The 24212-nt window shown below is 37.1% G+C and carries 27 protein-coding genes and 1 tRNA gene; 4 read left to right on the top strand and 24 right to left on the bottom strand.

Annotated features, from left to right (window positions below; all coding sequences use genetic code 11):
* The 12 genes from OA84_RS10590 to OA84_RS10535 all read right to left on the bottom strand — a co-directional run bounded on the left by OA84_RS10590 (position 1) and on the right by OA84_RS10535 (position 10450).
* A complete protein-coding gene (locus tag OA84_RS10590) occupies positions 1 to 1017 on the bottom strand; it encodes an immunoglobulin domain-containing family protein (RefSeq protein WP_039346280.1) in 1017 nt (338 codons plus the stop codon).
* Positions 1018 to 1559: 542 nt separating this feature from the next.
* Positions 1560 to 2201: a hypothetical protein gene (locus OA84_RS10585; RefSeq protein WP_039346265.1), complete on the bottom strand. Its 642-nt coding sequence runs from the start codon at positions 2199 to 2201 to the stop codon at positions 1560 to 1562.
* Positions 2198 to 3055: a toprim domain-containing protein gene (locus OA84_RS10580; protein ID WP_169743487.1), complete on the bottom strand. Its 858-nt coding sequence runs from the start codon at positions 3053 to 3055 to the stop codon at positions 2198 to 2200. Before OA84_RS10580 ends, OA84_RS10585 begins: the two co-directional genes overlap by 4 nt.
* Before the next feature lie 251 nt (positions 3056 to 3306).
* On the bottom strand, positions 3307 to 4545 hold the full coding sequence (locus OA84_RS10575; protein WP_039346254.1) for a primase-helicase family protein: 1239 nt from the start codon (positions 4543 to 4545) through the stop codon (positions 3307 to 3309).
* A 195-nt stretch (positions 4546 to 4740) separates the two neighbouring features.
* Positions 4741 to 5016 carry a hypothetical protein gene (locus tag OA84_RS10570; RefSeq protein ID WP_039346253.1) on the bottom strand — a complete coding sequence of 92 codons (276 nt, stop codon included), beginning with the start codon at positions 5014 to 5016 and terminating at the stop codon, positions 4741 to 4743.
* Between the two features lie 487 nt (positions 5017 to 5503).
* Positions 5504 to 5577 (bottom strand) — tRNA-Ala (locus tag OA84_RS10565).
* Between the two features lie 57 nt (positions 5578 to 5634).
* The gene (locus OA84_RS10560; protein WP_039346250.1) at positions 5635 to 6450 is read right to left on the bottom strand and encodes a class I SAM-dependent methyltransferase; all 816 of its coding nucleotides are present in this window, start codon (positions 6448 to 6450) and stop codon (positions 5635 to 5637) included.
* A gap of 42 nt (positions 6451 to 6492) precedes the next feature.
* Positions 6493 to 7842, bottom strand: coding sequence for a histidine--tRNA ligase (hisS, locus tag OA84_RS10555; RefSeq protein WP_039346331.1), 1350 nt, complete (start codon positions 7840 to 7842; stop codon positions 6493 to 6495).
* An 89-nt stretch (positions 7843 to 7931) separates the two neighbouring features.
* A complete protein-coding gene (locus tag OA84_RS10550) occupies positions 7932 to 8414 on the bottom strand; it encodes a GNAT family N-acetyltransferase (protein WP_039346247.1) in 483 nt (160 codons plus the stop codon).
* A 216-nt stretch (positions 8415 to 8630) separates the two neighbouring features.
* Complete coding sequence (locus OA84_RS10545; protein WP_039346246.1) at positions 8631 to 9071, bottom strand: HRDC domain-containing protein; 441 nt, start codon at positions 9069 to 9071, stop codon at positions 8631 to 8633.
* 63 nt (positions 9072 to 9134) lie between these two features.
* Complete coding sequence (locus tag OA84_RS10540; RefSeq protein WP_039346242.1) at positions 9135 to 9464, bottom strand: single-stranded DNA-binding protein; 330 nt, start codon at positions 9462 to 9464, stop codon at positions 9135 to 9137.
* A gap of 380 nt (positions 9465 to 9844) precedes the next feature.
* A complete protein-coding gene (locus OA84_RS10535) occupies positions 9845 to 10450 on the bottom strand; it encodes a hypothetical protein (protein ID WP_052252200.1) in 606 nt (201 codons plus the stop codon).
* 164 nt (positions 10451 to 10614) lie between these two features.
* Here OA84_RS10535 and rpsO point away from each other — a divergent pair, with 164 nt between their 5' ends.
* Positions 10615 to 10884: a 30S ribosomal protein S15 gene (gene rpsO / locus OA84_RS10530; protein WP_039346238.1), complete on the top strand. Its 270-nt coding sequence runs from the start codon at positions 10615 to 10617 to the stop codon at positions 10882 to 10884.
* Positions 10885 to 11014: 130 nt separating this feature from the next.
* On the opposite strand, the gene OA84_RS10525 is transcribed toward rpsO, so the two are convergent.
* Complete coding sequence (locus OA84_RS10525) at positions 11015 to 11257, bottom strand: GlsB/YeaQ/YmgE family stress response membrane protein (RefSeq protein WP_039346237.1); 243 nt, start codon at positions 11255 to 11257, stop codon at positions 11015 to 11017.
* Between the two features lie 353 nt (positions 11258 to 11610).
* On the opposite strand from OA84_RS10525, the gene OA84_RS10520 reads away from it, so the two are divergent.
* Positions 11611 to 13959 carry a polyribonucleotide nucleotidyltransferase gene (locus OA84_RS10520; RefSeq protein WP_039346235.1) on the top strand — a complete coding sequence of 783 codons (2349 nt, stop codon included), beginning with the start codon at positions 11611 to 11613 and terminating at the stop codon, positions 13957 to 13959.
* Between the two features lie 270 nt (positions 13960 to 14229).
* On the opposite strand, the gene OA84_RS10515 is transcribed toward OA84_RS10520, so the two are convergent.
* On the bottom strand, positions 14230 to 15450 hold the full coding sequence (locus tag OA84_RS10515; protein ID WP_156965074.1) for an ATP-binding protein: 1221 nt from the start codon (positions 15448 to 15450) through the stop codon (positions 14230 to 14232).
* A 473-nt stretch (positions 15451 to 15923) separates the two neighbouring features.
* Here OA84_RS10515 and OA84_RS10510 point away from each other — a divergent pair, with 473 nt between their 5' ends.
* Complete coding sequence (locus tag OA84_RS10510; RefSeq protein ID WP_039346233.1) at positions 15924 to 16259, top strand: HopJ type III effector protein; 336 nt, start codon at positions 15924 to 15926, stop codon at positions 16257 to 16259.
* 294 nt (positions 16260 to 16553) lie between these two features.
* On the opposite strand, the gene OA84_RS10505 is transcribed toward OA84_RS10510, so the two are convergent.
* Positions 16554 to 17543 carry an NAD(P)H-dependent flavin oxidoreductase gene (locus OA84_RS10505; RefSeq protein WP_052252199.1) on the bottom strand — a complete coding sequence of 330 codons (990 nt, stop codon included), beginning with the start codon at positions 17541 to 17543 and terminating at the stop codon, positions 16554 to 16556.
* 204 nt (positions 17544 to 17747) lie between these two features.
* Here OA84_RS10505 and OA84_RS10500 point away from each other — a divergent pair, with 204 nt between their 5' ends.
* Positions 17748 to 19043: a DEAD/DEAH box helicase gene (locus OA84_RS10500; protein WP_052252198.1), complete on the top strand. Its 1296-nt coding sequence runs from the start codon at positions 17748 to 17750 to the stop codon at positions 19041 to 19043.
* A 57-nt stretch (positions 19044 to 19100) separates the two neighbouring features.
* On the opposite strand, the gene OA84_RS10495 is transcribed toward OA84_RS10500, so the two are convergent.
* The 9 genes from OA84_RS10495 to OA84_RS10455 form a co-directional block, all read right to left on the bottom strand.
* Positions 19101 to 19349: a hypothetical protein gene (locus OA84_RS10495; RefSeq protein ID WP_039346231.1), complete on the bottom strand. Its 249-nt coding sequence runs from the start codon at positions 19347 to 19349 to the stop codon at positions 19101 to 19103.
* Between the two features lie 27 nt (positions 19350 to 19376).
* Positions 19377 to 19997: a hypothetical protein gene (locus OA84_RS10490; RefSeq protein ID WP_039346227.1), complete on the bottom strand. Its 621-nt coding sequence runs from the start codon at positions 19995 to 19997 to the stop codon at positions 19377 to 19379.
* 73 nt (positions 19998 to 20070) lie between these two features.
* Positions 20071 to 20403, bottom strand: coding sequence for a hypothetical protein (locus OA84_RS10485; RefSeq protein WP_039346224.1), 333 nt, complete (start codon positions 20401 to 20403; stop codon positions 20071 to 20073).
* Between the two features lie 55 nt (positions 20404 to 20458).
* Positions 20459 to 20653 carry a hypothetical protein gene (locus OA84_RS10480; protein WP_039346222.1) on the bottom strand — a complete coding sequence of 65 codons (195 nt, stop codon included), beginning with the start codon at positions 20651 to 20653 and terminating at the stop codon, positions 20459 to 20461.
* Positions 20654 to 20836: 183 nt separating this feature from the next.
* Positions 20837 to 21919: a calcium:proton antiporter gene (locus OA84_RS10475; protein WP_039346220.1), complete on the bottom strand. Its 1083-nt coding sequence runs from the start codon at positions 21917 to 21919 to the stop codon at positions 20837 to 20839.
* 276 nt (positions 21920 to 22195) lie between these two features.
* Positions 22196 to 22558, bottom strand: coding sequence for a DUF2200 domain-containing protein (locus tag OA84_RS10470; RefSeq protein ID WP_039346218.1), 363 nt, complete (start codon positions 22556 to 22558; stop codon positions 22196 to 22198).
* 56 nt (positions 22559 to 22614) lie between these two features.
* Positions 22615 to 23115, bottom strand: coding sequence for a GNAT family N-acetyltransferase (locus OA84_RS10465; RefSeq protein ID WP_039346216.1), 501 nt, complete (start codon positions 23113 to 23115; stop codon positions 22615 to 22617).
* 28 nt (positions 23116 to 23143) lie between these two features.
* A complete protein-coding gene (locus tag OA84_RS10460; protein WP_039346214.1) occupies positions 23144 to 23623 on the bottom strand; it encodes a hypothetical protein in 480 nt (159 codons plus the stop codon).
* A gap of 185 nt (positions 23624 to 23808) precedes the next feature.
* Positions 23809 to 24147 (bottom strand): hypothetical protein, encoded by a 339-nt coding sequence (locus OA84_RS10455; protein WP_156965073.1) that lies wholly within the window; start codon positions 24145 to 24147, stop codon positions 23809 to 23811.
* Positions 24148 to 24212 lie beyond the last annotated feature (65 nt).

Raw genomic sequence — 24212 nt, 5'->3', positions numbered from 1 at the left:
TTAGTGTTTTTGAATAAGTGAAGCAAATTTTATCTTACGGCCTTTTTTACCTGTTGATTTGTCCTTTACATACCAGTCCTTAATCAAACTGTATATGCCATTATGGAGATTAATATTACCTGTTTTGCAACCGGGGCAGTGCTGTATAGGAATGTCATCATTAATAAAAAGATTTCCCGTTCCCTCCTGAACTGCCATGCATGAGTTTGGGATTACGCCTTTAAGACCATCCATTTGCCATGTATTCCAGGAGATTATATATGCGATATATTTTATAGATTTTGGCAAAGGTTCTTTTCCAAACTTTAAGACATAGTTTTCAATAAAAGTCATCAGCATGGCCTCTCTTGCCAATAGTAAACTATCCCCCTGCCATTCGTAAGCGTACGTTTTTTTATAAGCATCTTGGGCAGCTTCCAGCCATTTACCGGATTCTTCAACATTTTCGCTTACGATCCGTAGCTTTCGATCTAATATCCCTATCCGCTTTTCGACAGGAATGTATTGCCCATTGGTTGTATCGTATCTGCTGGTAATATAGGGAGCTTCGCCACACGCTATTTCAAGGCGAGTGTCAAGAATGTATTTACGCCAATTTTTATTTTCGGGGAATAGGATTTTGTTTTTATTCACCTGCCATGTGCGAGAACCGTCTTTCTTTACAATCTCTTTATTGAAAACGTTCTTTTTACCGAACCAAGCAGCATCAATTAAATTATTCTGCGCATTGCAAATCCATGACGGTGTAAAGACTTCTGCCATACTTCTTGAACGTACCTGCTGGAGTTCTTTATCCTTTTTCACACGGGGCATAATTACAGAGCCGTTAACGCCAGAGATTAGGTCTTTAGTGATTTGTGCATGATAAGAATATTCAGCACCTAAATGTTCATAATTGTCCGTCGCCCAGAAAATGTTTTGTTCGGTGGTATGATCACGAAGCAATTGCTCCAAAACACCTTCGTACTTTTGGATTAATTCGTTTTCGAAAATGTCGATTTCAGGGAAATAAGTCAAACTTAACTTTTCTTGTGGTTTAAATTAATGGAATTCACAAAATGTGGAATCTTTCAAAAGTACGAATTGCAATTGAAAGAAAAAAGAGGAAATCCGTAAGGAAATAAGGACGTAAGGAAATAAGGACGTAAGCAAACTTTCTCTAAAGAAAATTTTTATTTTTTAAGTAAAAAATTTACATATTAATATGATATAGGGGAACGCAGAATAGTCAATTGAGTATATTCCAATCCATTTCCTATAGAAAGAAAAACACATCAAAATAAATCTATGCAAAGCTCGTAATTTCAAGTCGCCAGATATTTTTTTTTCAGCTCATTTCTTTTCTCAAAAATTATAAAAAAATCATCTTTTTTCTTAATTATTCCACTGATTAAAAACAAGTTCCGCAGTTTTTTCCCCTTTTGCAAAAAGGCAAGAAAGTCTGTAGTAGTACAAAATGTAAATTTTGTAGGTACAAAGACACATCTTGCTATTAACCTTTCAGAATTAAGAAATTTTATTTAGACTACTATATTTTAAACCGGTTGGAGTAGGATATTTTAGTCTACTTTCGGTCTGCTGATATTTGGAATTTTGGAAAGAGAATGGCTTTCTTTAGATCGTGATATCTCCAGCATAATAATGTTTTTCTCAAGAACAGATTGCCAATTTAAGATAGGTTTTCCCAACGGGTTTTTCCAATCAGAATTTTCCCATTGGTGAAATTTCTGAACCAACAACTCATCTAATTTTTCTGAATAATTATTTAAGGTTTTTGCAAAATCCATAAACTGCTCAAGCGTAGGAAATTTGGAAAACGAATTAATTGCAATAGCTTTTGGCTCTGGGATCCGATTTAAACCATCCACCGGAATCTCTTTTGTTTCAATTATTATTGTTGGTTTTTCTTTAGGTAATTCATTTGCTTTCAAAATAAAACGATTAGGAAACCCAGGATTTCTTCGATAATCTAAAAGTCCTAAAAGTTTCAGTTTATTTTTTGCTGTAATTACTGTTTGTCTGGAAAGCCCAAGTTCTCTCGCCATTTCGTAATCGGACAATTCAATTTCCTTTTGAACATCTTCGCATTTGTACAAAATAAATGTAAAAACTGCGATTGTGTTAGAGCCAATTTTATTTCTTGAATTTAAATCAAAAATTTTTTCAAATAAGTTTTCATTAAAATTTTCGGAATTTTTCATCTCTTGAATGCAGATTTATATTGGACTTGAACTTCGTTTGATGGCTTATTGTGAATTAACCAATCATTCAAATCTTTAAAACTCGAATATAAAATTCTACAATCTTCAGCTTTTTTGTTTTTACTTTTTATCATTTCAACGGCTCGATCTCCAGCTTCATCGTTATCGAAATAGAGTTCAACGTTTTCATATTTTTGGATCTCGATTTTGATTTTATGAATCATCGAAACTGAATTTAAAATCACGTAGTGTGAAGGTACTTTCTCAAGAAACTTCTCCACATTTTTAAAGGATAAAAAATCAAAAAAGCCTTCAAAAATCCGAATGGATCTTGAAGCGTTTGTTATCGTAGAAATATCTTTTTTACCCAAACAGATTTTAGAATAGGCGTTCCGAATTTCATATCCTCCGGAATCATTTTTGAAACCAATTCCGAAATAATCTTTATCGTTCATTCGATAATGTATTTCCTGAATCAAATATTTTTGATCTTCCACTTTTCTACTTTTTAAATATTGTAATAATGCAGGATGTTGAATTTCTTTTAAATCAGTTATTTCATAAGTCTTAGGCAGTTTTTCTAATTTCTGGTTTGAAATTTTTTGATTTTGAAAAAAAGAAAAATTTTGATTTTCTGCCCAATTTAAAACCTCACTTATCGAAATGTTTAAATATTTCTTCATAAAATCGATATTGTTTCCGCCAATTCCCTCAGAAAATAAATACCAAATGTTTTGTCGTTTATTAAGTTTGAAAGAGGCATGGTTTTCTGGTCCAAAAGGATTGAGATACCACACTTCTTTTTCGGATTGTTTTGTGGGAAGATGTCCAAGAGAAAACAGGACTTCTTCCAACGGAATGGTATTAAATTGGCTGCAATTCATTGTTGTAAAGTTTAGGGGTTGAGTTTTGGAAAAAGTTTGATGAATTGATGAGAAAACACTGTATCTAATTGTATATCATTAATTTATATACTCATCAAACTCTCATCGTCTCATCAAACTTGTATTTTTTCAATCATCAAACACTCATCAAAAAAGAAGGTTTTTAAATTTGATGAGGCTTTTGATGAGTAGTAACTAATTGATTTTCTTTTCATTATCAACTAACTCATCATTTCATCAAATTTTTGAGATATAAAATTCTTGTCGATCGTGAAATATCTTCCGGTTTTATTTTGCTGAAAGAAACTTCCGCCATAATCCATATCGTATTTGATGTAAGCCAAAGAATTTTTTTGCGGTTCTAGTTTCCAGATTTCTTTCAATAGTTTTCGAACATCGTTGATCGTCCAATAACTGTTTTTGAACATTTTATTGAGCATATTCAGGATGTCCTGAGGAATAACGTTGATTTCCTGATCATCTACGCTTTCAAAAAACTCAAACAAAAGCTCAATGATCCGTGATTCGAGCTTATTGTTATTTTTCCAAACTAATTTTTGTAGCGCGGGAGTTCGGATCTCAGTATGCGTAAACCACATTCTTGTCTTCTTGTGACTGTGAAATGGTCTTCGAATCAAATAGTTTAAGAAATAAGGGATTTCAGAATTTAGATTAGTTAGAAAATCAGTGTTTTCGGATTTTATGGGTTTTATCTTGATGATCCAAAAGCGGATTTCATTTTCATCAATCTGAATGAAATTATCCTCATTATTAGAACAAAGGATGAACTTGGCGAAAAAATCGATTTCTTCCCGGTCTTTTCCTTTCGCTTCTTTTTTATCTTTATCCGTTGTCGAAAGGTATTTTAAACGTTCAGTAATTTCTTTTTTATCAAAGAACACTTCATCAATGGCAACAATCAGCATCGATGTCCAGTCCGCATTAAACTGGCTTCCGAACGAATCTCCTTTGATGTAAGTCATATTCAGTCCGAAAATAGATTTCAGCCATTTGATAAAAGTGGATTTTCCGGTCGCGCGCTCTTTACTGACGAGGCAAAGTATCGGAAGAATTTGCGTGGGATACTGCAATAAAATTTTCAAATAATCTAATCCCAACTCTATCTGTTCACCAAAAATATGCTCCATAAAATTGAGGGAAAACGGAATTTGATCTTTGATGGAATGAAGCTTTTCGTTCGCTTCATCTGGCTGGTAGGGAATTTCATTGTACATATTATAAAAGCCCTCTATCACTTTTTGATAATTTAAATGACTTGGAATGCAACAAAAACCGTCGAACTTGGGAATTGATGAAACGTAAGTTTTTCCATGATCACTCACGATCGTCTCACGATTCCAACGAACTAATATTGAAATTTTATCCCCGGAAATCAGCGGCTTTTCAATGGTTTTGTAATAACTGGTTCCAACTCTTAAATAGGGTGTTTCTTGTGACATTTTTGTAGGTTTATTTAGTCCGACTCTTTCTAATTCGGTTTTTTCGACAATAATTTAGGTATGAATTTTAGCGATTAGTCCGCTTACTTTGTGCGAATTGAAACAGCTCTATTTTAGAATTTAAGAACCTTTTGCAAAAGTTTATGTGGTAAGAATATGTGTGTTTTGAGGCTGAATAATATTTCGTTTTCATAATCATTTCCGTTTTAAATTTTCTAATTCTTCTACATTATAAAAATGTTTACCACCAAAGCCATAAGTAGTGATTCTACCTTCATTTTTTAATTGTGCGAATCTAGCTTCAGACAATCTTTTTCCATGGGTTCCAAGAATTCTACGCGCCTCTAGTCGATCAACAACCTTCTCATCATTTTCATGAGAATTATTTTTATCGATATCGGCTTTTAAACCTCTCACCTCCTTAATTAGAATTTCAATAGCCATCGGTAATGTTTCGAAAGTAATTTGCATAATTTTATATTTTTATATTTTTGTGCTTGTTTGAAAATTGTGAATATCTGTCAGTATCGAGCCTGATATTTTTTTAATTTTCTTTAACTGTAACACGACAAAATTAGATTCGAAATACCATAATCACTTCCCTTCAAAGCCATTACTCATCAACTTTAACTTAACCATTATACTTGTGGCTTTAAAAAGATCAAAAAAGTATTACGTAGTTTTTTTATAACGTTAAGAAGTGTTAAGGAAAAACAATCCGATAAAATAAGTAATCATCCAAAGAAATAATTTACCTTCGATTTGAATTAAAATTTAAAAATTCGGAAGAAAATAATGTGAATTGAAAGGTGGAAATTCAGAAGCAACTTTTATGGAGAAAAGGAGAAATAAAGTTGTCTATTGGCAATATTTTTTCCATAACAAGACAAATACAAGACAACTAAATTACATAAAAACAGAAAACCCTTGATAATCAAGGGTTTAAAAATGTAAAGAGTGGAGGATATCGGGATCGAACCGACCACCTTTAGACTGCCAGTCTAACGCTCTAGCCAGATGAGCTAATCCCCCAGAGATTTCTAAATTTTCGACGCTGAAAATTCAGAAATGCAATGATACAAATTTTTGTTATTCTAAAACAAGATTCTGCGTTTTATTTTTCTGCGCCACCAAAGAAAATACAAGCGGAACTTTATTCCCAAATTCCGGAATCTGATATTTACTTTTTTCCACCTCCTCAATATGGGAAAAACACGGATACGGCGACCAATTGTATTCCTGAAACGAGAGCAGTTTCAGATTTTCTTCCAAGAGACTGGTAAGCACTTCCGAGGTTGAATGATTCCAGCCTACTTCTTCTTCGGTGATGTCGGCATCGCGGTCTGCATAAGTTCCCGTTTTGGTTTCGATGATTTGCTCATCGTTGAAATAGCTGTATTTAATATATTTAAAATCGTCATCGAACATCCAGACAAAAGGGTGAAATTCTACAAAAACGAATTTTCCGCCCGGTTTCAAAAAATGAGAAATGACCTGCGCCCATTTTTGTAAATCAGGCAACCAGCCAATGGTGCCGTAGGTTGCAAACACGATGTCGAATTTCTGAGGTAAAATGTCCGGCAAATTATAGACGTCCGAAACTAAAAAATCTGTATCTGTTCCGCATTTTTCTGCTAAATCAATCGCGGCGTCGATGGCTTTATCTGATAAATCAATGCCCGTAACTTTAGCACCGAGGCGCGAAAGCGAAATGCTGTCCTGACCGAAATGGCACTGAAGATGAAGAATATCTTTGCCTTCAACGTCACCCAAAAGATCGAGTTCAATTGAATTTAAAGACGTTCTGCCCTGCAGAAATTCGTCCAGAAAGTAGAAATCTGATTTTAGATGTGCGTCAACTTTTGCGTTCCACAATTTCCGGTTGATATCGAGGTAATTTTCCATTGCTTGTAAAATTTAAAAATAGCAATTTAAATGGAAATTGTTTTATTTCAAAAACTCATCCACCGATTTGGTGATTTGCTCACCGGTTCCCAAATTTTTAATGGTAATATTTCCGTCGGAAATTTCCTGTTCACCAAAGAAAACCAAATTTGGAATTCCTTTTTTTTCGGCATAAACGAACTGTTTTTTCAGTTTTGCCGATTCCGGATAAAGCTCCGCGGAAATGCCTTTCTGGTGAAGTTTAGCAATAATTTTCATCGCCGCTAAAGATTCATCTTCACCATAATTCGCAAAAAGAAATTCCACTTTTTTTGCCGAATCTTCCGGGAATAAATTGAGTTCTTCCATCACGAGGTAAATCCGGTCCAAACCAAATGAAACACCGATTCCAGGAATATTTTTCACACCGAAAACTTCGGTTAAATTATCGTAACGACCGCCACCGCCGATGGAACCCATCGCAACATCCAGCGCCTTGACTTCGAAAATTGCTCCGGTATAATAATCAAGGCCGCGTGCTAAAGTGATATCGAATTTCAAAGTTTCTTCGGAAATTCCAAGTTCGAAGGAATTTTTCAGAACAAATTCAAGCTCTTCTACTCCACTCGTTCCGATTTCATTTCCCTGAAATTTCTCTTTTAGCTGAGCTAAATTTTCAAGCGCATTTTCGCTTTGGTTAAATAAAAAGTCGAGCTTTTCAATAGATTCATCAGAAATGTTTTTTTCTAAAAGTTCTTTAACCACGCCATCTTTCCCGATTTTATCCAGTTTATCCAGCGCAACGGTAAAATCAATTAATTGGTCAGAAATGCCCGCAAATGCTGCCAAACCGGAAAGGATTTTCCGGTTGTTGACATGAAGTGCAACTTTCAGATTTAAATCTGTAAATGATTTCAGATACAGCTGCACCAATTCCACTTCCTGCCATAAGCTGACGCTACCGACAACGTCGGCGTCGCATTGGTAAAATTCACGAAAACGCCCTTTTTGCGGACGATCAGCGCGCCAAACCGGTTGAATTTGGTAACGTTTGAAGGGAAAGTTCAGTTGCCCGTGATTCATTGCGACGTAACGCGCAAACGGAACCGTAAGATCGTAACGAAGTGCTTTTTCGGAGATTAGAGAAGTCAGTTTTTGAGAATTTTTCGCCGTCCAGTCTTCATCTTTGGTTTTCGAAGCGTAATCGCCGGAATTCAGAATTTTAAAAATTAAACGGTCGCCTTCTTCACCATATTTTCCGGTTAAAGTTGACAGATTTTCGAAACTTGGCGTTTCTAATGGCTGAAAACCAAACAGTTCAAAATTTTTCTGTAAAATATTGGTTATGAATTTTCTGCGGTACACTTCTTCCGCGGAAAAATCGCGCGTTCCTTTGGCTAAATTGGGCTTCATATTTTTGAGCTGAATTTTATGTTTTTTATTGACCTTAAAGTCTAAATAAAAGTAAGTCTGCAAAAATACAAAATTATTGCGCCAAGTAGCTAAAGCTCCTTGAGCATCCAAAGGTTGCAGCCGCCGTGTCCAGAATTTCCCAGCGGTTTTTCGAGATAGCGGAAACCCTGTTTTTCGTAAATGGAAACCGCGGTAGAAAATTCGGGTAAACTTTCAATGTAAATGGATTTATACCCGGATTTTTCAGCAAATTCAATGCTTTTTTCCATGAGCATTTTGCCCAAACCTTTGCCGCGGGAATTTTTTGAGAGGTAAAATTTCACCAGTTCCGCGCAATTTTCCGGTAAACCTTCGGTGGGAAAAATACCGCAACATCCGGCGATTTCACCGTTGACTTCGGCGACAAAAAGCGCGGATTGTGGTTCCGTGAACAATTCATAAAGATTGTCGGTCGTTGGATCTTCATACACCGTGCCGGGCGTAGCGACATTGAAGTCATAAAAACAACTGCGGATTATTTGCGCTAAAATTTTATTATCTGATTCCTGAATTTTTCGAATTGTGATTTCCATTTTATAAAAGTAGAAAAAAATCTAATGAAAGCACTTGTTTTCAATATTGCGTTTTTTAACAATAGAGAGCACGGAGGTTTCACGGAGTGCACAAGGCTATATGATGACTTAAAAAAAAGAAGTTGAAGTTTAGGATGCTCGCATCTTTGCGATCAGAAAAAGCCGGAGCCAACTTCTCCGGCTTTATTATATAGAATTTGTGTTTTCAGACCATTTCTAAAATCTCAATGATTTCTGCCCATAATTTTCAATTTTATGTTTTCCAAAACCTTTGATATCCCGCAGCTCCTCTTTTTTAGCGGGTTTAAATTTCGCAATCGAGAAAAGTTCTTTGTTGGTCGCTATAAAATAAACCGGCAGCTTCTGATCTTTTGCCTTTTCGGACCGCCAGATTTTCAGCGAGTTCAGGATTTTTATTTCGTCTGCAGACAGCACCCAATCAGCCTCAGCGCTGTATTTCTCCGGCTCATTTTCATTAACCAGAACTTTCAATTCTTCGAAATAAAGCACCACGGACCAATAACTTTCGTCGTCTTTTACAAAGGCGGTTTCGTATTTTAAAATGTTGTTTTCTTCTAAAAAACGGTCCAGTGATTTTTGATCTGAGTAAATAAATTCCTCAGACAATCTGATTTTAAAAATTTTAACTTTCATCATTTGTGTTTTTTGATATTAATTTTTTCGCAGAGCCAAATCGAAAAAATTTGGCATTTTAGCTGCTTATTTTCCACTTAAAAGTAACAGCTCGTCCACACGGATTTCTGTGGCGTGGCGCTTTACGCCGTCTTTGTCGTCGTATGATCTGTAAACGATTTTGCCTTCCACGGCGATTTCTTTGCCTTTTTCCACATATTTTTCCATTACGTCGGCGAGCTTTCCGTTGACAACCAGGTTGTGCCATTGTGTTTCTTCTACTTTTTCGCCTACCGAGTTCGTGTAAAAATCGGTGGTCGCAAGACTTACTTTTGCCATTTTTCCCCAATCGAATTTTAGAATTTCTACTTCCTTTCCCGTGCGGCCTACAAGGCTAACTTTGTTTCTTAGTGACATGACTTTTATATTTTTAAATTAAACTTTAGAAATGAGGCTTGAATTTCTTTCCTCAAATCTCTGGAGCAAAGATTCATCAGCAACAGAAAATTAGCCGGTAAAGAATTATTTATTGTCGTTTGTAGTCGTTTGTATCGTTTATAATTTTGAATATCAGTGTTTTAAGAAAATCTTTTTTAGGAGCAAAACGGGTATTTTTTCGCAGAAAATTGTAACCCGCTGTCCATTGCAATCTTTTTACCCTGCTAGACGCCGGGCAAAAAGGATTTTCATTTCCATCGGGGCTAGAAGAAAAGGATCTATTCTTGCAAAGACTTAAACAAAAAATTTCCCGCTAAAAGCAGGAAATTTTCTATTTTGTATCGTAAATGTTTCTTGAATTAAATGCGGGAAAATTGATAAGTCGGAATTTCCATCTGATTCAGTGTGCTCCATTCTGAATTATATTTTTTACGAAGCTGCTTATTGATGGTTTTCAAGGCTCCAAAAGTCCCGACTTTAATCGAGTTTTCTGCCGAACCAACCAATCTTCCACCTTTTTTGTAGGTGTCGTACGAAGTTTCAGCCAAAAGATTTCCTGTCGCGGAATAAACTTTCAAACTGACGATTACCTGGTTTGAAAAGACATATTTCCCAAAACCAACTTTAAAATATTTCACCTTTGGCACCACGGCAAAACGCGCATTATTATTTTCACAAAACTCGCTGATCAACGCAGGATCGGCATCATCAAAAGAAATATTGTAATCTACGCGTAGCAGCCTGTTGGCGCCGCGTTTGCTGAGCTGATCCGAAAGTGCTGAAAAAAATGCGGTATAAGTAGGTTCTTTAATTTCGTCGATATCCGGAAAAACTTCAGGATTAAAATAAAGAATGTTAAAAGTTTCTGAATCTTTATTGGAGACCATGGTTTGGCCAAAAAAGCTATAGCTCGTGAGCAGTAAAAGAACTGTAAAGGAATTGCGAACTAAATAAAGATTTTTCATGGCCTTGTGTAGTGCAAAGATATTGCCACGGCTGAATATAAACAATAAATTTTTAAGATATTTTAACAAACTATATAAAATGGCGGTAAATTATGTTTCCGCGTACCAAAAAATAGTTGTACTTTTGCACCCGTTACATAATAATCATTTAAAATAATATTGGAATGTACTTAACAACTGACAAGAAGAAAGAAATCTTCGCAAAACATGGAAAGTCTGATGCTGATACCGGCACAGCAGAAGGACAAATTGCCCTTTTTACTTACAGAATCAACCACCTATCAGGTCACCTGAAAAAAAATCACAAAGATTACGCAACTGAGCGTTCTTTGGTACTTTTAGTAGGTAAAAGAAAAGCCCTTTTAGATTATCTGAAGAAAAAAGATATTACTAGATATAGAGCTATCATCGCAGAACTAGGATTGAGAAAATAATCTTCCGCGAAGCGAAAAAAAATAAAAGCAACTTAGAAATAAGTTGCTTTTTTTGTTCTTCAGTTTGCAAATTGGAGATTCCTAAAAATATCCCGCAAAACTGCTTAATTTTTCAAAAGTGTAAACTGAGCTACACCCTACCTCTGGTAAACAGGTTCACAATCGCTAAGAGTACGATGGCACCGATTGTTCCGGTTAAAATCTCTCCAACTACGCCTTCGCCCAGTCTTCCACCTAATAACCAATAACCGATAAATCCGCCGACAATACCTACGATGATATTCCCGATTAATCCAAGGCTGCCGCCTTTAAAAATTAATGATCCTAAATAACCTGCGATTGCTCCAATAATGAGCGTCCATAGAATTCCCATAATGTAAAATTTTTAATGTTTATAAATGTTTGATGTAAATTCAATATCCAAAGTTGTGCCGAATATTTTTCACATCTAAGTTTTTCAGCTTTGGTTTTTCAGTGAAAACCTCGGTTAACAGGAGATTTGCGCTTTATTTCATTTATTTTTAAAATTTATCTTTTCTCGATTTTCATGAAATCCTTTATTTAAAATTCCGAACTATATTTTTAAATTTTACCTGCTAAACAGACCAAAAACCGCGGTTTTTCTACATTTTTAAGTGGTGAAAAAACCGTATATTTGCACACGAAAATTTAAATAAATTAAATAATAACGCACTCAATACGGAGTGCCCAAGACGATCAAATTTTATGAATGCTCCACAAGCAATTATTGAAAAAATTCAATTAAAAGATGGTAGAGAAATTACCATCGAAACAGGACGGTTGGCCAAGCAGGCTAATGGTGCTGTAGTAGTAAGAATGGGCGGAACGATGCTTTTAGCAACCGTTGTCGCCAGCAAAGAAGCAAAACCAGGCGTAGACTTTTTGCCTTTAACAGTAGATTACCGCGAGAAATTTTATTCTGCAGGTAAAATCCCTGGAAACTTTTTCCGTAGAGAAGCAAGACCTTCTGATGAAGAAATTTTAACGATGAGATTGGTTGACCGCGTTTTGCGTCCGCTTTTCCCTTCAGATTTCCACGCAGAAGTTCAGGTGATGATTTCCCTGATTTCCTATGATAAAGAATGCATGCCGGAATCACTTGCAGGTTTGGCGGCGTCTGCAGCCATTGCAATTACTGATATTCCTTTCAACGGACCAATGTCTGAAGTTACTGTTGCCAGAATCGATGGACAGTTGGTAGTAAATCCAAGCATGGAAAATCTTGCGAAAGCAGATTTAAATATTATGGTGGGCGCTACGAAAGATTCTATCGTAATGGTAGAAGGCGAAATGAATGAAATTTCTGAACAGGAAATGATCGAAGCGATCAAATTCGCGCACGAAGAAATTAAAGTTCAGGTTGCAGCTCAGGAAAGATTAGCCGAAAGAGTAGGTAAATCATTGCCAAAAAGAGAATATTCCCACGAAGAGCACGACGAAGCGATCCGCGAAAAAGTGTGGGCTGAAACGTATGAAAAAGTGTACGAAGTAGCAAAAACCGCTTCTGCAAAAGAAGAAAGACACGACAATTTCCAGGCTGTTTTAGAGGAATTTTTAACGCAATATTCAGAAGAAGAATTAGAAACCGTAAAACCTTTCGCGAAAATTTATTTCCACGATGTGGAAAAAGAAGCAATGCGTCAGATGATTTTGAACGAAAAAGTTCGGTTAGACGGAAGATCTCCGGATACCATTCGTCCGATTTGGTCAGAAATCGATTATTTACCGGGCGCGCACGGTTCTGCAATTTTCACCAGAGGTGAAACGCAATCTTTAACCGCTGTAACTTTAGGTTCTGTAAAAGATGCCAATATGGTAGATACCGTAGCCATCAATTACGACCAGAAATTCTTCTTACATTATAACTTCCCGCCGTTTTCTACGGGTGAAGCACGACCTTTAAGAGGAACTTCCCGAAGAGAAGTTGGTCACGGAAACCTGGCTCAAAGGGCTTTGGCGAAAATGATCCCAACGGAAAATCCTTACACCATCCGTATCGTTTCTGATATTTTGGAATCCAACGGTTCGTCTTCCATGGCGACAGTTTGTGCCGGAACTTTAGCATTAATGGATGCCGGTGTACAGATTTCAAAACCGGTTTCCGGAATTGCAATGGGCTTGGTAACCGATCCAAAATCCGGGAAATTCACCGTACTTTCTGATATTTTAGGAGACGAAGATCACCTGGGTGACATGGATTTCAAAGTAACAGGAACTGCAGACGGAATCACGGCTTGCCAGATGGATATTAAAGTAGAAGGTTTAACCATGGACATCATGGAAAAAGCGTTGATCCAGGCAAAAGACGGAAGATTACACATCCTGAACGAATTGTTGAAAACCATCGATGCTCCAAGAGCAGATGTAAAACCTCACGCTCCGAAAATGGAAGTTTTGGAAGTTCCAAAAGATTTCATCGGCGCGATTATCGGACCTGGTGGAAAAATTATCCAGCAAATGCAGAAAGATTTCGAAACCGTTATCGCGATTGAAGAAATTGGCGAAATCGGCAGAATCGAAATTTCCGGTGTTAACAGAGAAAATATCAACGCCACCATCGCAGCGATCAACGAAATCTGTTTCGTACCTGTAGTTGGAAGCGTGTACAACGGAAAAGTAGTGAAAGTAATGGATTTCGGTGCTTTCGTAGCAATTGCGAAAGGAACTGAAGGTTTACTTCACATCTCAGAAATCGAGTGGAAACGTTTGGACAAAGTTCCGTACAACGAAGGCGATATGGTGGAAGTGAAATTTATGGGCTATGATGACCGTAAAAAAATGAAACTTTCCCGAAAAGTTCTTTTAGAAAGACCTCCGAGAGAGGAAAGACCGCAAGGTGACCGACCACAGGGAGATCGTCCACAAGGTGATAGACCGCAAAACCGCGATAACCGAAACAACCGTGACAACGGCCAAAGAGGTGATCGCAGAGACGGAAACTCTGGAAGACCTCAACACAGCGGACAAACCAACGAGCGTCCGGCTGGTGATGATACCTTCAAACCTTTGAACGAAGGTGAAAACCCAACCGATACAAAACCGGAAGGTTTTTAATTAAAGGTTTAAAATAAGAAAAACCACCTCAGTTGAGGTGGTTTTTTTTGTGGGGTGATGCTTATTACATCACAATTTGAATTAATCGTATGACAATCAAGTTACACGTTGTATTTTTTGCTTTTTAAAAAATTACAGATAACGATCGAGTATTCGGGCGGCGCGCTAAAAACACGAAAACTTTCCACTAGCAAAGATTTATTAATCGCTAAAAATTTTCGATGAAAACTTCAACCCGCTTGTACAAATATCTTGTTTTGCCAATTCGTTTTATTTTATTAACTCCAAACATCTTGCTAATATTTCTTCATTTCTAAATATTATTAAATGAAGTTTCAATCTAGTTCTTGAAATTATTTGATACAGCATCTTTGTGGGATGATAATAAGGTTTTTTGGAATATCCTCTAGTTGATAGTTTATTATTCTTGTAATAAAAATGTTCATCAATTACAGCAACGACTTTATCAAATTCTTGTCCGATTACTCTGTGCGAATTTGTCATTTCCCCAATTATCTTAAATCTTTCATATGGTGGTGTTTTATATCCGTCTGGTGTATAGTTTATTATTTTCCAACTGCTGTTTTGAAGATAATTAATGAAATCCATAGTTTCTTCTAAATTTTGCAGGTAAGTAATTTCGACACTGGTGTTTTCTTGTTTGGTGAATTTTTTGTCCTTATTGAAAAGACAGTCGGTAAAATTGGAAACTTCTTTGTTTGTTCTGATTTTATTTGTCAGTTCAAAAGTGCAACTTGTGATTACATTTTCAATTTTATCAATAATTTTATTATTTATCTCATTTTTGCTTAAAGTTTGTTCTTCGTCGTGGGATAAAATACAATTTGAATTATTGTGTTTTACCTCGTTAATAACTTTATCAAAAAAATTTGGATATATTCTCTGTGCTTCATCTACAATTATAAGTTTATATTTTGAGTAATCTTGTGCAAAAACATATTTTGCAGAAACAATTTCCCAATTATACTCTTCAATAAGTTGAAGATGTCCTTCGTTTAACTGCCCACAGTGAATTAGTAAAACTTCGTTATTTGCAAAAAATTCCTTTGCAATGTCATAAACTAGTAATGTTTTGCCCGTTCCTGCTTTTCCCTTTATAGACAGAATAGACATATTTTGTGTATTAATTTCTTGTAAAATTTCTTTTTTGATATTATCTTGATGAGTGGTAAGAAAATATTTACCTTTTATAAATTGATTTGTTGAATTAAATGGCGACACTAAATAATTTGACGGATTAAAAAGGAAGTCAATATTTGAAATCTTTTCAGGATTTTGAGAGGCAATAATAGTTAATAATTGTCTAATATTAGACTCAGTTATTTGATTGTTGCCATCAATTGTATAAAGCTTGTTCTCGGATGAAATATATGTGAAACAGTGGATTTCTCTGTTCAAGAAGCTTAAATAATATTTGTTTTGTTCTAATTGTTTTTTTATTTTGAGGTGTGCCTTCCCTCTTAATTTCAATGTTTAGAATTGTGTCGTTGTCAAATCTTAATAGGTCAAATTCTTTGCTTATTTGAGGTATTACATATCCTACAAAGTACATATCGAAATTGCTAATTTTTTGGTTGATTTTTTTTATTTCAATTAGAAATTTTGAAAGGTCATCAATCTCACTATCCTTAATTTTCACAGAATAATAACTGAGATAATTTTGAAAAAGTTCAGCACTTAGATATTTAAAACAATCGACTATCGAAATTAAATTAACTTCTCTCATACTAGCACACTTTAGACTTGTCGGTATTTGATTATATGTCTCAAAAAACAGTTCAAATACAACTGTGTTATGTTGTATGTGTCTATCAATGTGATCGCCGCAAGTAATCAAATATAAGCAAGTTTCGCTCATATTACAGCACCAGAACACCATAATTCCTGCGAAGCTTGTTTGTAATCCGTCAAAAATTTTGAACTTTGAATGCTAAAAAAATAAAATGCTCCTACAACACCTCAAAAACTCGCCGGAAACCATCGACTTTAAAGAAGTCATTGCTTATATCGACGAAAATTACGATTTCACACCAACAAAATTTACCAATGGAAATACAGTGAACGAGGCGGGTGAAAATAATGGTTCCTGCAAGATTTTCAGTTTTGCAAAACTTCATCAACTTTCGAAAAAGGAAACGATGGCGCTTTTCGGTGATTTCTACAGAACAGATATCTTGAAAAATCCGGAAGGAAGCGATCACCAAAACATCCGGAATTTCCAGCAGTTTGGCTGGGACAGCATTTCCTTTGAGGGAGAAGCGTTGAAAGTTCAAGGTTAACGATTTAAAATATGAAGCTTGGGATTGCTTCGTTCCTCGTAATTATTGCTGCTAAAAAAAATACCGGGCTTTTTTGGCAAAATTTTTGCAAATGACTTTCCAACAAAAATAAATTATTATGGGAACACTATTGAGAAGAGCTTTAATTTTCGCGGCACCAATGATTTTAGGTTACGTGATGAAAAAATTTACCGGTAAAAAACAAAGCGCGCGACGTCCGATCTAAGTTAAAACCGTACACCACACTTCATATTAACAAAAAAATTCCGTTTCAAATCTGAAACGGAATTTTTTCTATAAGTCTATTGCAGTCGCTTCCCGATATTCGAGAAGCAGATTTTCGAACACTTTTTCCACGGGCAAAATTTCCTCAATCAACGCCGAAACCTGCCCGATTTCCAATTCGCCTTCTTCCAAATCACCTTCGAACATGCCGCGTTTTGAGCGCGCACGGCCTAAGGTTTCACGCAATGCTTCGGGATCACGCCCCTGGTCGTATAATTTTTCGAGTTCGTAAAAGAATTTATTTTTAACCATACGCACCGGCGCCAGTTCCTTTAAGGTTAAATGCGTGTCACCCTCGCCCAACGAAACCACTTTACTTTTCCAACTTTCGTGGGAGCTCGCCTCCACTGTTGCGGCAAAACGGGAACCGATCTGCACGCCGTCCGCACCCAAAATCATCGCCGCTTTCATTTGAGAACCCAGCGCGATTCCGCCCGCCGCGATCAGCGGTTTCGAAATGTGCTTTTTCATGTTTGGAAGAAGGCACAAAGTAGTGGTTTCATCGCGCCCATTATGTCCGCCCGCTTCAAAACCTTCCGCCACAATGGCGTCTACGCCTGCATCTTCGCATTTCATGGCAAATTTCGTGGAGGAAACCACGTGCGCCACTTTCAAACCTTCTTTTTGAAGCATTTCGGTGTAGGTTTTCGGATTTCCTGCGGAAGTGAAAATAATTTTCACCTTTTCCTCCAAAATTATCTGGATGACTTCATCGATATTTGGGTAAAGCATCGGCACATTAACACCGAAAGGTTTGTCGGTTGCGGCTTTACATTTTTGAATATTTTCGCGCAAAATATCGGGATACATACTTCCGGCACCAATCAAGCCCAAACCACCATTGTTAGAAACCGCCGACGCCAACCGCCAACCGGAATGCCAGATCATTCCACCCTGCACAATCGGGTATTTGATATCAAATAAGTTACAGATTCTGTTCTGACTTTCCTGCAGTTGCTTCAGCTTTTTGGCCGCGCCGAAATCGATAAAATTACTCATGTGGTAAATTTAATTAAATCAAAGAAGAGGAAAAAATGTTAACTTAAAATTTTGGATTTCCGGTCCGAAAAAATACCGGCAAAAAAGGGGAAAAATTTGGTTTTAGAAAAATTAGGTATTTTACCCCGATATTTTTAAAAATCAATTATCTGCCTAAAACCATCAATTCCTGAATAGTGTGGTTATCTTTGCAAAAAGATACGCATGTCCAGACTCATCTCCGACTTAGGAATTATTCATCCGCTTCAAAATGCTTTACGCGATTTAGAAATTACAGTGGCCACTCCCATTCAAGAAGAGGTAATTCCGATAATTTTGGAGCAAGCAGAAGATGTGGTGGCACTCGCAAAAACCGGAACAGGGAAAACTGCTGCTTTTGCCTTGCCACTTTTGCAGTTGGTGGATGTGGAAAACAAAGAGATTCAAACCCTAATTTTAGCACCGACAAGAGAACTGAGCCAACAGATCTATAAAAATATAACCGATTTCTCGAAATATTTGCCTGAAGTTTCCACGGTTTTGATAACCGGCGGAAATTCCTTAAAATCTCAACTGGAAGAACTGAAATCTCCCACCCATATTATAGTCGCGACGCCAGGCCGTTTTTTAGATCTTTTGGAAAAAGGTGCTTTCGATATTAAATCCTTGAAAAACTTAGTTTTAGATGAAGCTGATGAAATGTTTCAGGCTTTAAAGGAAAATTCGATGGAGATTTTGAAAGCGGTTCCGAAAAATCGCCGAACGTATCTATTCAGCGCCACAATGCCCGGTGAACTGAAAGACATTGTCCACAATTACATGTCTAAAAATGCAGTTTCCTTGAGTGCTGATCGAGCGAATATCGGACATGAGGGAATTGATCACCAATATATTATAGTAGAACCTATTGAAAAATTAGATGTGCTACTCCACTTTTTAAATTCGCGGGAAGGAGGGCGCGGTATAATTTTCTGTAAAACAAAAGCCGCTGTAAATAAACTCGCGAAAAATCTGGCGATCCGTAAAATTTCTTCCGGCGCCTTGCACGGCAGTTTAACGCAAGGGATCCGCGACCGAATTATGGAGCAATTTCGTGAAGGTTATATCGATATTCTGGTCGCGACCGATTTGGTTGCGAGAGGAATTGATGTAAAAGAACTCGCGTACGTTGTAAATTATCATTTGCCAGACACGACTGAAGCGTATGTACACCGAAGTGGAAGAACGGGAAGAGCCGGCGCAAACGGACTTTCCATGACGATCATTCAGGAAGAAGAAGTGAAAGAAATTGCGGATTTTGAAAGAGAATTAGGAATTAAATTTCATCCTGCTAAAAAAGCAAATGCAGAAGATATTGAATGGAACAACACGCTGGTTTGGGCGAAAAAAGTTTTTAAAACAAAACCCAACCGCGAGATTCCGGAGGACGTAAGACAGCAAGTGAAAACCATTTTTCACCATTTGACGAAAGAAGAACTGGTAGACAAAGTACTCTCCAATTATTTGGCAGAAAACAGCTAAAAAGCACGATATTTTTCTCGAATGTCAGAAAAGTTTCTACTAAATTAATCCGGCTTTTTACTGCAAATTTCTTTCTTTGACAAAAGCATCCACGCCTTTTTTGCGTGAACGGTTTTTTACCAGCATTTGGATGAAAAGCAGCGGGAAAAATGTCAGAATGCCCAAACCGTTTTTCACCGTGCTGTATGTCGCAACGCCTATCATCACTCCAAATAAAACCGCATTGATAAACTGCATAGATTTCATTCTTTTACTTTCGAGCAAAAGTTCTGCATCGGTGAATTCTGAAAGGATTTTTTGAGGCATCGGTTTCTTTGTGAATTTTTAAATGAACTATTTCGCTAAATTCTGCAGCGCTTCAGGAACCTGACTGTAAGAATATTCACCAAAATAGGAGATGAAATCGCCGTTTTTTGAAATAACCACAAAACTACCACAAGGATAATGCTCTTTGAAGAAAAGCTTTTCAATCGTTGCTTTCGGATCTTGATACCATGTATTTACACTACTTGTTTTAAGTTCTGATTTATTTTTATAGATGTAAATCGGTTTGGTCTGAGCGGTTTCCATTACCGCTTTTTCCAGTTGTAAGTATCGAAATCGAATATCTTCCGGCGTTGAAGAGCCGGTTGAATTGCATCTATCTTTTCCGGGATGAAAAATGATAACCAAAGGTTTCTCAGCATCTAGTTGGAGGTTTAATTCCTTTTCCAGCAATGCTTGCAGCGCCGGCCTGCTGTTAATCTGTCCAGCATTTTCCCGGTAAACCAGTTTTCTTTCGTCTGGCGAATTTCCCGGCAAATCCAAATAATTAAAAGTCGCGCGGCGTTTTTTAAATTCCTTTTTGGGAATCTGAACATAATCCTCATCAAAATATTTCATCTGCTTTTTTTGTGCAGAAGAAAAGCCGACCATTAACACACCACAAAGAAAGATGGATAACTTTTTTTTCATATTTAATTTTACAAATAAAAATCGCCCGATTTTGAAATTTTCGGGCGATGATCTTTAATTTTTTCAGCTCAACTTAGCTGCCGGAAAAGCCGGGAATATTGAAAATTCCGACGGCAAGATCAATCCAGATCAAGACAAAAGCCAACAGAACTAAGGTACAGATTAAAATCCGCATATTGCGGGTTTTTACTTTTCGAAGGACAAATTCGATAAGCAAAGCGGTGCCAAGCAGCAAGCCGCCGATAACAACGAAATCGTCAAGTTTCCAGTTAAAGCCCTGCCCGTCGATTCCCGTTCCGATGGTGACTTGCAAAATGGCAAAAAGCGATAAAATCGCAGCGACGCCGACCAATAAACCAACCAATCTTTTGTTGGAATTCTTTTCGAATGTTTCTAGTGTTTTCATTTTTTCTGAGGTATTTAGGTGTTTTCTTTTAAATGTAGTTTAGAAAAATCCGCCGCTATTTGGCAAGATTTTTCAGTTTTAAATGGAAGTAAAGCGTAGCTGAAATTCCGGAAAAAAAGAGCAGCAGCGGCAAAAGTCCAGGCTCACTTTCTACGGTGATCATAAATATCAGTAATGCAATTCCGACCAGTGTAATGATCAGCGAAATGATGCGATAGATATTTAATCTTTCTTTGGTGAGCGTTTTCATAATTTGATTTATTTTTAAATTAATTTTAAAAGTACTTTGTACTACAAAGTAAAATATAAAAATTCGAACAGCAAAATTATTTCTTTAAAAATTTAATAATTAAGCGTTTACAAACGGTTAGAAATTTCGGTCAGAAAAAAAAATCTTAAATAATAAAAAAATCCGTGCTTGAACCGCCTTTTTTTACGGATTGATGGTCAGGAAAATATAAGCTAAAAGATTCACCAACAATACTACGCCGTATACCGAGTTGCTGCGGCCGCCAATAAGCGAAATAAGCACGGTAAATATGGATATTACCAGCAAAATAATAGGTACGATATCCAGCCCCAACACTAGCGGAAAGCCGTAAATATAACTGGCGAGGGAAACTGCCGGAATGGTTAGACCAATACTTGCTATGGCAGAACCTAAAGCTAAATTTAAGCTGGTCTGGAGCTTATCAGACCGCGCGGCATTCACCGCTGCAATACCTTCCGGTAAAAGAATGATCGCGGCAATGATAATTCCGACTAAACTTTTCGGCAAACCATAATACAGGATGAGATCTTCAATCGGAATGGTCAGCACTTTTGCAAGTAAAACCACGATGATGAGACTGATTAAAAGAAAGACAATACTGATCCACAACGACTGTCTGGAAACATCGCCAGTGTGATCTTCCTCGGGAGAGTCGCCGGTTTCGGTGAGGAAGTATTCACGGTGTTTGCCGGTTTGTGCGGAAATAAAAGCGATATAAATCGCCAGACAGGCGATAAATTCAAATACAAGCTGCGCTTCAGTGTAAAACGGACCCGCTTGACCTTTCGTAAAAGTGGGCAAAATCATGGTGAAAGCAACGATCGAAATTAAAGCGACAAGCGCGATCCTTACAGAATGTGGCGAAAAAGTCTGCGTGTGAAATTTATTGCCACCGATGAACAAAGAAAGTCCGACAATTCCGTTTAAAATGAGCATAACTGCAGCATATACCGTGTCTCGCGCGAAGGGCGCATATTCTTCGCCGCCGCTGATCATGAGCGAAACGATAATCGCCACCTCTATAATCGTGATGGAAACCGCCAAAATAATCGTTCCGTACGGCTCTCCTACCCGATGCGCGATGATTTCGGAATGGTGCACCGCGGACATGACACAGAAAATCAATAAAACACCGGCAATAGCCTGAAAAACCAGATTATCATTTAAATATCCGGACAGATATAAAACGCATGCGAGCAATGGTATCGAGGTGGTCCACTGATAATATTTCCGTATTTTTTTCATCAATTATAGTTTTGCTGCTGAGATTATTTGTTGCGTCCTTTCCGAAAATTAAAAGTTTAAATTTCGATTTTTCCCTCGCTAAGATAGGTAAAACCAAGAAAATTCCGGAAAAAAGTTGCAGGGCAAAATGAAAAAATTTGCCGTTTTAAGGGCAAATTTTTGAATCTAAAGTATTTAAAAAATTATTTTGAAAGCTTAAAGCTATAAAAATACGGATTAAAATTTTTAATCAACTTCATTAAAAATTAGTCCCTTTTCGCGTATTTTTTTGGTTTTTTATTGACGCAGAATTTTTTCCATTTTTTTGCCTTTCGCGAGTTCGTCAATCAGCTTATCTAAATACCGCACCTGGCGTGTCAGCGTGTTTTCAATCTCTTCAATGCGGTAACCGCAAATCACGCCCGTAATTAATTCTGCTTTCGGATTCAGTTTCGCACTTTCAAAAAAGGTTTTAAAAGTGACATTTTCGTCGATGAGTTCCTGGATTTTCTGTTCATTAAAACCAGTCAGCCATTCGATAACCTCGTGAAGCTCAGCTTGTGTGCGGCCTTTTTTCTCAACTTTTGCCACATAATGCGGGTAAACCGAAGCAAAAGTAAGTCTGGCAATTTTTTCGTTATGTTCTGGTGTAACTTTCATTTATCTGATTTAAAAGTTTATAATTGTTTTTCGGTGAGAAATATCTTCACTTCACTTTAAAAAAGTTCAAATTTTACCTGCTTTTCGGGCAAATTTTCAGTTTTTACAAAATTAAGTTTATCGAGCAGGGAAATTGCTTTTTGATTTTCAGAAGTGGTGACGGCAAAAATATGCTGCAATTTGAGGACATTTTTCCCAAATTCACAGGCTAGCTGAAGCGCGGCAGTCATTAAACCTTTTCCGTAGAATTGCGGAAGCAAAACACAACCAAGCTCGCCGGCATCGTTTTCAAAACCGCGGTAAAAGCCGCAGGTTCCGGCAATTTCACCGGAGGAATTTTCCACAAGTCCCCAATGAAGCGAATTTCCGCGCGCGTAATCTTCATTTATTCTGTTATTCATTGCAAGCGCTTCTTCGAAAGTTTTCGCGGGAATTCCGTCGTAGAAAGAAATTTCAATTAATGACTGAAGATCAGCAGCTGAAATTTGTCGCAGCGTAATTCTGTCATTCATTAAAACCGGAAATTCCGGGAAAGGCGGACGGATTTTTTTGGGCATAAAAGCTGTATTTTTTCTTTTCCACGTTTTACTCTTCGGAATCCAGACGGTTGAAAGTGCGGCGCCCTTTGATGGTGCCTTTCAGACAATATTCGCAGGAGCACGGCTTTTTGTTGTGACTGTCCGGCATGTATCGCCAACCCAAGGTTTGCGGCAAATGCTTAATACCGACAATTTCCTTTGCTTCGATTTTCCGGTCCACGATTAATTCATAACCTAACGCATCGTCCAAAGCCATAATTTCTTTGATCGCCTCGCCAGCCGTAATATGGCGGTGACGCTGCCCGTAGCGGCCCGCGAAAACCATTTCCGCCGAAGGCATTTTGAAATACACTCCGACAATCGATTTGGTACCGTCTCTTTTCAGCTCGCGCAGCCACTGGTGCGAAAGGTAAAAATTCTGGATGACCGGCATGCAGTAAACGCCGAAGTTTTTGCGAGATTTTATGCCGTTTTTCCGGATTTTCTCAGCGTCGCGTTCGTCGGCAAGGTGTACAAAAGTTGGCATTTCGGCTTTAGGATTATGAAATTAAATGTTTTAAAATTTTTGAATATTCCGGATCGCTAAAGGGAATATTTTCACCGTTTAATACGCGTTGAAATCGGGTTTTAGTTTGCATGATGCTCATTATTTCAAGTACAAATAGACAAAACAGTCAATTTCAGGTGAAAGTGCTTTTGAGCTTATAAAATTTATTCTTCCTCTGAATCAATTTCCCGCATTTCACGCGAAAATCTGCCAATTAGCATCGGTACCACCAAACAGATTATACCAATTATCGAAATAACTTCATTATCGGGGAGAAAATTCATCACAATTAAATAAACACCGCAAAGAAAAACGATCGATTTATTTAATTTATTGGACAAAGCGTAACTGAAAATCATAAAAGCAATGCCGATAACTATAAACATTGAAACCTTTATAAGGTTATTGACCTGAGCGCTAAAATGTAAGAACCAATTTGCGACTATTGCAATAAGTATCAGCGTTGCAAGCAAAGAAATAACTATAGATGCGTTTTTTTTCATGGTTATTTTTTTTAAATTTTTAATAAATAATTTCTGATTTCTGCAAAAAAAATTACGTGTTAATT

The sequence above is a fragment of the Kaistella solincola genome (assembly GCF_000812875.1).
Lineage (GTDB): Bacteria > Bacteroidota > Bacteroidia > Flavobacteriales > Weeksellaceae > Kaistella > Kaistella solincola.
The sequence above is the reverse complement of the archived record's forward strand: the minus strand, read 5'-3'. Positions and strand labels throughout refer to the sequence as shown.

Excerpts from the sequence above, each read along its gene's own strand:
- rpsO (WP_039346238.1), top strand. The coding sequence starts at position 10,615 with ATGTACTTAACAACTGACAAGAAGAAAGAAATCTTCGCAAAACATGGA.
- OA84_RS10560 (WP_039346250.1), bottom strand. The coding sequence starts at position 6,450 with ATGGAAAATTACCTCGATATCAACCGGAAATTGTGGAACGCAAAAGTT.
- OA84_RS10455 (WP_156965073.1), bottom strand. The coding sequence starts at position 24,147 with ATGAAAAAAAACGCATCTATAGTTATTTCTTTGCTTGCAACGCTGATA.
- OA84_RS10520 (WP_039346235.1), top strand. The coding sequence starts at position 11,611 with ATGAATGCTCCACAAGCAATTATTGAAAAAATTCAATTAAAAGATGGT.
- OA84_RS10465 (WP_039346216.1), bottom strand. The coding sequence starts at position 23,115 with ATGCCCAAAAAAATCCGTCCGCCTTTCCCGGAATTTCCGGTTTTAATG.
- OA84_RS10545 (WP_039346246.1), bottom strand. The coding sequence starts at position 9,071 with ATGATGAAAGTTAAAATTTTTAAAATCAGATTGTCTGAGGAATTTATT.
- OA84_RS10495 (WP_039346231.1), bottom strand. The coding sequence starts at position 19,349 with ATGCCTCAAAAAATCCTTTCAGAATTCACCGATGCAGAACTTTTGCTC.
- OA84_RS10460 (WP_039346214.1), bottom strand. The coding sequence starts at position 23,623 with ATGCCAACTTTTGTACACCTTGCCGACGAACGCGACGCTGAGAAAATC.
- OA84_RS10505 (WP_052252199.1), bottom strand. The coding sequence starts at position 17,543 with ATGAGTAATTTTATCGATTTCGGCGCGGCCAAAAAGCTGAAGCAACTG.
- OA84_RS10485 (WP_039346224.1), bottom strand. The coding sequence starts at position 20,403 with ATGAAAACACTAGAAACATTCGAAAAGAATTCCAACAAAAGATTGGTT.
- OA84_RS10575 (WP_039346254.1), bottom strand. The coding sequence starts at position 4,545 with ATGTCACAAGAAACACCCTATTTAAGAGTTGGAACCAGTTATTACAAA.
- OA84_RS10525 (WP_039346237.1), bottom strand. The coding sequence starts at position 11,257 with ATGGGAATTCTATGGACGCTCATTATTGGAGCAATCGCAGGTTATTTA.
- OA84_RS10490 (WP_039346227.1), bottom strand. The coding sequence starts at position 19,997 with ATGAAAAAAAAGTTATCCATCTTTCTTTGTGGTGTGTTAATGGTCGGC.
- OA84_RS10535 (WP_052252200.1), bottom strand. The coding sequence starts at position 10,450 with ATGAAAAATCTTTATTTAGTTCGCAATTCCTTTACAGTTCTTTTACTG.
- OA84_RS10570 (WP_039346253.1), bottom strand. The coding sequence starts at position 5,016 with ATGCAAATTACTTTCGAAACATTACCGATGGCTATTGAAATTCTAATT.
- OA84_RS10550 (WP_039346247.1), bottom strand. The coding sequence starts at position 8,414 with ATGGAAATCACAATTCGAAAAATTCAGGAATCAGATAATAAAATTTTA.
- OA84_RS10480 (WP_039346222.1), bottom strand. The coding sequence starts at position 20,653 with ATGAAAACGCTCACCAAAGAAAGATTAAATATCTATCGCATCATTTCG.
- OA84_RS10540 (WP_039346242.1), bottom strand. The coding sequence starts at position 9,464 with ATGTCACTAAGAAACAAAGTTAGCCTTGTAGGCCGCACGGGAAAGGAA.
- OA84_RS10470 (WP_039346218.1), bottom strand. The coding sequence starts at position 22,558 with ATGAAAGTTACACCAGAACATAACGAAAAAATTGCCAGACTTACTTTT.
- OA84_RS10500 (WP_052252198.1), top strand. The coding sequence starts at position 17,748 with ATGTCCAGACTCATCTCCGACTTAGGAATTATTCATCCGCTTCAAAAT.
- OA84_RS10510 (WP_039346233.1), top strand. The coding sequence starts at position 15,924 with ATGCTCCTACAACACCTCAAAAACTCGCCGGAAACCATCGACTTTAAA.
- OA84_RS10475 (WP_039346220.1), bottom strand. The coding sequence starts at position 21,919 with ATGAAAAAAATACGGAAATATTATCAGTGGACCACCTCGATACCATTG.
- OA84_RS10585 (WP_039346265.1), bottom strand. The coding sequence starts at position 2,201 with ATGAAAAATTCCGAAAATTTTAATGAAAACTTATTTGAAAAAATTTTT.
- hisS (WP_039346331.1), bottom strand. The coding sequence starts at position 7,842 with ATGAAGCCCAATTTAGCCAAAGGAACGCGCGATTTTTCCGCGGAAGAA.